This is a genomic window from Burkholderia sp. Bp8998, from assembly GCF_003854235.1.
Classification (GTDB): domain Bacteria; phylum Pseudomonadota; class Gammaproteobacteria; order Burkholderiales; family Burkholderiaceae; genus Burkholderia.
Map to the genome: position 1 here is coordinate 57426 of NZ_QTQF01000044.1, position 6470 is coordinate 63895.

General features: G+C 67.6%; 7 protein-coding genes. 3 read left to right on the forward strand and 4 right to left on the reverse strand.

Annotated features, from left to right (window positions below):
- Positions 1-4: 4 nt before the first annotated feature.
- Together DIE06_RS31640 and DIE06_RS31645 are read right to left on the reverse strand one after the other, a co-directional pair.
- Complete coding sequence (locus DIE06_RS31640; RefSeq protein ID WP_124601702.1) at positions 5-940, reverse strand: PDR/VanB family oxidoreductase; 936 nt, start codon at positions 938-940, stop codon at positions 5-7.
- On the reverse strand, positions 937-1554 hold the full coding sequence (locus DIE06_RS31645) for a dimethylamine monooxygenase subunit DmmA family protein (RefSeq protein WP_124664798.1): 618 nt from the start codon (positions 1552-1554) through the stop codon (positions 937-939). Before DIE06_RS31645 ends, DIE06_RS31640 begins: the two co-directional genes overlap by 4 nt.
- Positions 1555-1809: 255 nt before the next feature.
- Here DIE06_RS31645 and DIE06_RS31650 point away from each other — a divergent pair, with 255 nt between their 5' ends.
- Genes DIE06_RS31650 through DIE06_RS31660 form a run of 3 tightly spaced genes read left to right on the forward strand, consistent with a single transcriptional unit; the run spans position 1810 to position 4282 of the window.
- Positions 1810-2868 carry an ATP-binding protein gene (locus tag DIE06_RS31650; RefSeq protein ID WP_124664799.1) on the forward strand — a complete coding sequence of 353 codons (1059 nt, stop codon included), beginning with the start codon at positions 1810-1812 and terminating at the stop codon, positions 2866-2868.
- A complete protein-coding gene (locus DIE06_RS31655; protein WP_124664800.1) occupies positions 2868-3521 on the forward strand; it encodes a response regulator in 654 nt (217 codons plus the stop codon). Before DIE06_RS31650 ends, DIE06_RS31655 begins: the two co-directional genes overlap by 1 nt.
- Complete coding sequence (locus DIE06_RS31660) at positions 3521-4282, forward strand: PAS domain-containing protein (protein WP_124664801.1); 762 nt, start codon at positions 3521-3523, stop codon at positions 4280-4282. Before DIE06_RS31655 ends, DIE06_RS31660 begins: the two co-directional genes overlap by 1 nt.
- A gap of 114 nt (positions 4283-4396) precedes the next feature.
- On the opposite strand, the gene DIE06_RS31665 is transcribed toward DIE06_RS31660, so the two are convergent.
- A complete protein-coding gene (locus tag DIE06_RS31665) occupies positions 4397-6085 on the reverse strand; it encodes an APC family permease (protein ID WP_185733517.1) in 1689 nt (562 codons plus the stop codon).
- Positions 6086-6380: 295 nt separating this feature from the next.
- A partial coding sequence (locus DIE06_RS31670; RefSeq protein ID WP_143031905.1) for a 4Fe-4S dicluster domain-containing protein occupies positions 6381-6470 on the reverse strand: 90 nt, incomplete at its 5' end.

Here is a 6470-nt window from a genome sequence, read left to right on the forward strand (position 1 = left end):
GTTCTCACAGGTCGAGGGTCAATGCGCCGCCGCACGCGCGCGACACGCAGGGCATCAGATGGGTCGCGCGCGCGTCGGCGTCGAGGAACGCGTCGCGATGCTCGACCGCGCCGTCGAGATAGCGCGTCGCGCACTGGCCGCATGCGCCGCCGCGGCACAGATTGGGCACGTCGATGCCGGCCGATTCGAGTGCCTCCAGCAGGCTCTGGTCGGCACCGACCGCGATGCGGCGGCCGCTGCGCCGCAGCTCGGCCGTGAACGGCTGGCCCGGCGCCGGCGCCACGAAGGCTTCCCAGTGCACGCGGCCGGCAGGCCAGCCGAGCGCGGCGGCCGCGTCGCGCACCGCGCGCAGCAGGCGTTCGGGGCCGCACACATAGACGTGCGTGCCAAGCGGCTGCCTCTCGAGCATCGCGATCGCATCGAAGCGGGCCTGCACGCCGTCATAGCCGTGAAAGCGCGCGCCGAGCCGCGCGTCGAGGGCCGCGCGATAGGCATCCGTCTGGCCCATGCGGTACGCATAGTGCAACTCGAGGCTCGCTTGCCGGCGTTCCAGCTCCGCGAGATGCGCGATGAACGGCGTGATGCCGATGCCGCCCGCGACGAGAACGTGATGGCGCGCAGTGGCGTTCAATGCGAACAGGTTCGCCGGAGCGGTGATGCGCAAGCGCGCGCCGGGGTCCAGACGGTCGTGCACGAATGCGGAGCCGCCGCGTGACGACGCCTGCCGCCGGACCGCGATCCGATAGACATTCCGTTCGGCCGGATCGCCCGCCAGCGAGTAGGCGTTGCGATAGGTGCGGGCGCCATCGTTCAGCACGACCTGCACGTGGCTGCCGGACGAGAAGACCGGAAGGGCGCCGTCGACCGCCGTCAGCGCCAGTTCGCGCACGACGGGCGTGAGCATGCGGGCCTCGGCCACGCGAACGTCGAGCAGGCTCATGCTTGGTCTCCCGCGTAGGGCCGGTCGGCATCCGCGCAGACGCCGAGATAGGCGCCGAGTCGCGCGGAGAAATGCTGACGGACACTCAGGCGGACATCGCATGACGGGCAGGTGACCTCGTCGCGTGCATCGTGCCCGTCATGCGCATGCGAGGTCCCGCAATGCACGCAGTACACGGTGCGCCGCATGCCGGACACGGTCGCGACCACCTCGTCCGGCAGCATGCCGGCCGCCTGCGCGACGCGCCGGATCTGCCACACGAACGCCTCGTCGCCACACACATACAGACGCACGCCGACGGCGCTTTCATTCAGCCTGCGGCACACGTCGTCCTCGAGCGCGTCGAGCGATGCGTGGAACACGGTCGGCAGGCCGGTTGCCTGCAGATTGCCGAGCGTGACGAGCAGCGCGGCGCCCGGCAGCCCGGCGAGGCCATCGACGAGCGCACGCGCCGCGTCGAGCGCCTTGCCTTGCGCGACCACGAGATGCGAGCGGGCGACGGAGCAGGGCTGCAACGGCGCGTATTGCGGTAGGCTCGGCGGCACGAACGGCGTGTGCGCCGCCTGTGGTTCGCGCGTTCGGCTACTGGTTGCGAGCGGTTCAATTGAGTGCATCGATCGACTCCCAAAATGGGGCGTTTGCATCACGAATGGGCGTACGCCCGGCGACAGTCGCTGCGTCATGTTGCGTTCCTGTTGTTCAACATAGTTTCTTGCCAGTAATTGCCGTTCAATCCTGAAGAGGAGGTATGACCTAAGAGGTAGCGCACACGAAAACGCCGAGAGGCATGGAACTTGCGTCGTATTTCGATCCTGGTCTGCCTGCACCGAACGATCGTGACTCCCGACGACAGCCTGACCGACAGATGCATGCCGCCCTCGGACGGCGCGTCGTTGCCGACGCGCTTTCGCGATGCGCTGCTCGCGTTGCTGACTGGATGCGTCACCGGTGCGCCGCGCCACGCTGTGTTTCATGCGTTCTATACGGCGCTCGCGCGCGAACTGCCGGACGCACGCGTCGTGCTCGCGCTCGATGGCGCCGCGGGCTACGAATCCACGCCGGACACGCTGGTGCGATGCACGCAGGGGCATCGCTGCAAGCTCAGGCACGCGGCAAGCGACGGTGCGTGCGAGCTGTGTCCGGACTGCGTTGGGACCGGCCACGGGCGCGCGGTGCGTGCGATCGGCGACGCGGTGCTGGTGCTGGACATCGCATTGCCGGCCGAGCCGACGCTGCTGGCGGACCTCGACGTCATCGCGGGCACGATCCGCGCGGCGCTGACGCGTCGCGAGCCGGCCGATGCGCACGGGCCCGACTCCGCGAACCCGTCGGAGGCATTGACACGCGAGTTGCACGACTCGGTCGCGCAGCAGCTGGGCTTCATGTCGTTTCTGGTGGCTCGCCTGCAGCAGCAGGACGTCACCGGTGATCCGCTGCTGACCGAACTGCGCACGATGACGACGCGCCTGCAGCGCCAGGTGCGCGAGCTCATCACCAGCGCGCGGCTCACGCTCGACGGACGCTCGCTGCAGCAGGCGCTGGCCGATTCGGTCGCGGAGTTCTCGCGCCGGTGCGATGTCGTGTTCGAGCTCGACAATCGCGTGCCCGACCTGCGGGTCGATCCGCGCATCGCGCTGCATATCCTGCAAATCGTGCGCGAGGCGCTGTCGAACGTCGTGCGTCATGCGCAGGCGGGGCATGCGTGGATCGCGCTGCGGACCGACCGCGAAGGTTTGCAGGTCTCCGTCGTCGACGACGGAATCGGGCTCGGCGAGGGAGCGGCCGACGTGAATCACTATGGCCTCGACATCCTGCGCGAACGCGCGGCGGCGATCGGCGGGCGCATCGCGATCGAGCGCGGCGCGTTCGGCGGGACGCGCGTGGCACTGTTCGTGCCGGAAGGCGCGATATTCGGAGAAACGATCTGATGGAACCGACGACGCTGCTGTTGATCGACGACCACCCGCTGTTTCGCCGCGGCGTGGCCGAATTTTTCAGTGCGACCGGGGAATTTCGCGTGGTCGGCGAATCGTCGAACGGCGCACAGGGGATTTCGCTCGTGGGCATGCTGCGGCCTGAGCTGGTGCTGATCGACCTGCACATGCCGGGGCTCGGCGGGCTCCAGGTGCTCGACGGCCTCAGGCGCAAGGAAGCCGATTGCGTGAAGGTGCTGCTGACGGCATCGATGGATCGCGCGGAGCTGCGCGCGGCGGTGCGGCTCGGCGCCGACGGCTACGTGCTGAAGGATTCGGAGCCGCAAGCGCTGCTCGCCTACGTGCGCAGTTGCATGCGGGGGCTCGTGGTGCTCGACGACGAGCTCGCCGACGAAGACGGCGTCGCGGTGGCGCATGCCGACGCACGGCCGGCCGACCTGACCGCACGCGAAACGCAGACGCTCACGCTCATCGCCGACGGCATGAGCAACAAGCAGATCGCGCGCGTGCTCGGCATCAGCGAGGGCACGGTGAAGGTCTACGTGAAGAACCTGCTGCGGAAACTGGACGCGCGAACGCGGCTCGAGCTGGCGGCATCGGTGCACCGGCGCGCGATCGGCGCATCGAACCGCGAACGGGCGGCGTGATGACCGACGACACGCTCGTGACGCACCCATTGGGCAGCGCGTTCGACGCGGACGATTGCCCGCTCGCGCTGCTGAAGCTCGACGGCGCGGGACGGATCGCCGCCTTCAACGTCGCGTGGACCGACGCGATGGAAAGGCCCGCGGCCGGCCGGTGCTTCATCGACTACGTGCATCCGGAAGACCGGGACATCTGGATCGGCATGCTGCAGCGTTCGTTGGCGATCTCGCGCGGCGGGGTCCGCGAGCGTCTGCGCTGTGTGCGCCCGGATGGCGAACTGCGCTGGTTCGAGGTTTCGTTGAAAAGAAATGCCGACGGATCATCCGTCGCGCTGTCCGACGTGACGCTCGACCGGCGGCGCGAGACGGCGACGCAGGCTCACCTGAGAAGCGTCGAGGGGCTGGTCGACAGCATTCCCGGCCTCGTCTACCGTGGCCGCAACAACCGGCTGTGGACGATGGAGTACGTGAGTGCCGGATGCGAGGGATTGACCGGCTATCCGCGACAGTGGTTTCTCGACGGGCACGCGCATGCGTTCGGGCAACTCATCGTGCCCGACGATACCGATTACGTGTGGATGGGCGTTCAGCAGGCGTTGGCGGTGCGCGGCGTATTCGATCTGCAGTATCGGATCCGGTGCGCCGACGGACGGATCAAGCCGGTGTGGGAAACCGGCGTCGGGATCTATTCGGCAAGCGGCGAGGTGCTGGGTGTCGAGGGCGCGATCTTCGAAGCGCGGCCTGGCGATCGACCTGGCGTCTGATTCGGCCGCACGCTCGCGCGGCGGGCGGCGTCGCGCGCGGAACGCCTGAGAGAAAACGCGACGCCCGGCCGCGAACCGGGCGTCGCTTCAAGCTGCGCGCGACCGCGATCGCGCTTACGGCGCGATCCAGTGCGTCGCGATGACGACGGCCACGCCGAGCAGCAGCGTCAGGTACGGCAGGTAGCCGGCCTTGCGCGGCTGTTCGCCGCCCGACAGCGCCATGTCGTCCAGCATCTGGTCCGGGAAGCGGCCCTTGTCGGTCACGTAGTGCCGCCAGACGAACACCGGCAGGATCAGCGCGGCGAACACGAGGCCCGAGACCAGCGTGCCCTTGCCCCAGACATCGGCGCCGAATCCCATCAGCGCGAGGTTGACGAACGACAGCAGCGCGCCGAGCGCGAGCAGCCAGCGCGGCGCCCGGAACGGGCGTGTCCAGTTCGCCCGGTCGAGGCGGTGGATCCAGGCCGCGTTCAGGTTGAGGAAGTTGAAGATGATGTACCCGACGTTCGACATCGCGAGCACGACGGTGTAGTCGGACATCAGCAGCAGAAACAGGTTGAAGCCGAGATCGGTCCACATCGCGCGGGTCGGCGCGCCGTTCTCGTTCACGTGCGACAGGTATTTCGGCAGCCAGCCGTCGACCGATGCCTGGTACAGCGTGCGCGACGATCCGGCCATCGACGTCATGATCGCGAGCACCAGCGCGAACACCAGCATCGGTTTCAGGATGTACTCGCCCCAGTTGCCGACGTGGACGATCTGCGTCATCGCTTCGGCGACGCCCATGCCGCTGAAGATGCCCGGCGACAGCACGCCGTCGTACACCGCGGCCTGCGTGACGTTGCCGGCCGCATCCTTCACTTCGGGCGTGACGAGCTGGCCGAGGCCCAGCGCGCCCTGGAACGCGAGCGGGACCATCGTGAAGAACACGAGGCACAGCAGGCCGGAATAGACGATGGCCTTCACCGTGTCGCGGCGCGGATCGCGAAACTCGCGCGTGTAGCAGACTGCCGTCTCGAAGCCGTAGGTCGACCAGGCGGCGATGAAGAGGCCGCCCGCCATCAGCTGCAGGCCCGCAAGATTCCACGTGCCGTCGATCACGCGGCCGGCTGCGTCCTTCGCGAGCGGGTAGAGCGGCAGCAAGTGCGACTTGGGCAGGTCGCCGCTCAGGAGCGGATACAGGCCGACGAGCAGCAACGGCAGCAGCGCGGCGATCGCGAGAATCATCTGGAGCTTCGCGGCCTGCAGGATCCCGCGATGCTGGACCGCGAAGGTGGTGAGCAGGATGATCGCGCCGATCACGAAGGTTGCGTTGATACGCAGCGACAGGCCGCTCGCGAGCCAGCCGAGATCGAACAGCGTGATCTGCCAGGTGTTGATCGCGGCCGTCGCCGGGAACAGCATGTTCAGCACGTAGCCCGCGCCCATGCCCGAGCCGATCGCAAGCACCGGCGACCACGCGAACCAGTTGCACCACACGGATAGCGGGGCGAGCAGCTTGCTGTACCGCACCCACGCGATCGCGCCGTAGACCGATGCACCGCCCGACTTGTGCGGAAAGAGTCCTGCAATCTCCGCGTAGGAAAACGCCTGGACGAAACCGAACATGATCGAGATCATCCATACGATCCACGATGGCTTGCCGACGGTGGCCGCGATGGAGCCGATCGAGAAGAGCACGAGCGCGGGCACGCCGCTCGCGACCCAGAAGGCGCCGGTCCAGCTGATCTTGCGCTGAAGTCCGGCCGTATCGGCATGCGCGGCGGGGAAATCCGCCTGGGCGCTGTCAGGGAGGGAACTCATCGGGATCTCCGTCAAGTGGGGTTGAGTACGATGCGATCAACGATCGTCGGCCAATAACGCGCCAGCAACTCTCATGAAGAGGTACTCCTTCGGAGAGAGAGTCGGCAGGACGCAGCGACGGAGGCGAGATGTCAGCGCGCGATGCGGCGCATGCGCGGACCTTGCACATGTGCAGGCGAAGCGGCGCGCGCTTGGTTTGGTCGACGAAGAAATTGAATCGAGGAGCGTGGCGGGTGATGCATGGTCGCGTAGCGACGATGTCTTGGCATGCGAAACGTTCGTCGCCTACGCGCCATCACATGTTCGGATAATTCGGCCCGCCGCCGCCTTCCGGCGTGACCCACACGATGTTCTGCGTCGGGTCCTTGATGTCGCAGGTCTTGCA

What these genes read in the sequence shown, in the direction of transcription:
- DIE06_RS31640 (WP_124601702.1), bottom strand. Translation starts at nt 940, where the DNA reads ATGAGCCTGCTCGACGTTCGCGTGGCCGAGGCCCGCATGCTCACGCCC.
- DIE06_RS31645 (WP_124664798.1), bottom strand. Translation starts at nt 1,554, where the DNA reads ATGCACTCAATTGAACCGCTCGCAACCAGTAGCCGAACGCGCGAACCA.
- DIE06_RS31650 (WP_124664799.1), top strand. Translation starts at nt 1,810, where the DNA reads ATGCCGCCCTCGGACGGCGCGTCGTTGCCGACGCGCTTTCGCGATGCG.
- DIE06_RS31655 (WP_124664800.1), top strand. Translation starts at nt 2,868, where the DNA reads ATGGAACCGACGACGCTGCTGTTGATCGACGACCACCCGCTGTTTCGC.
- DIE06_RS31660 (WP_124664801.1), top strand. Translation starts at nt 3,521, where the DNA reads ATGACCGACGACACGCTCGTGACGCACCCATTGGGCAGCGCGTTCGAC.
- DIE06_RS31665 (WP_185733517.1), bottom strand. Translation starts at nt 6,085, where the DNA reads ATGAGTTCCCTCCCTGACAGCGCCCAGGCGGATTTCCCCGCCGCGCAT.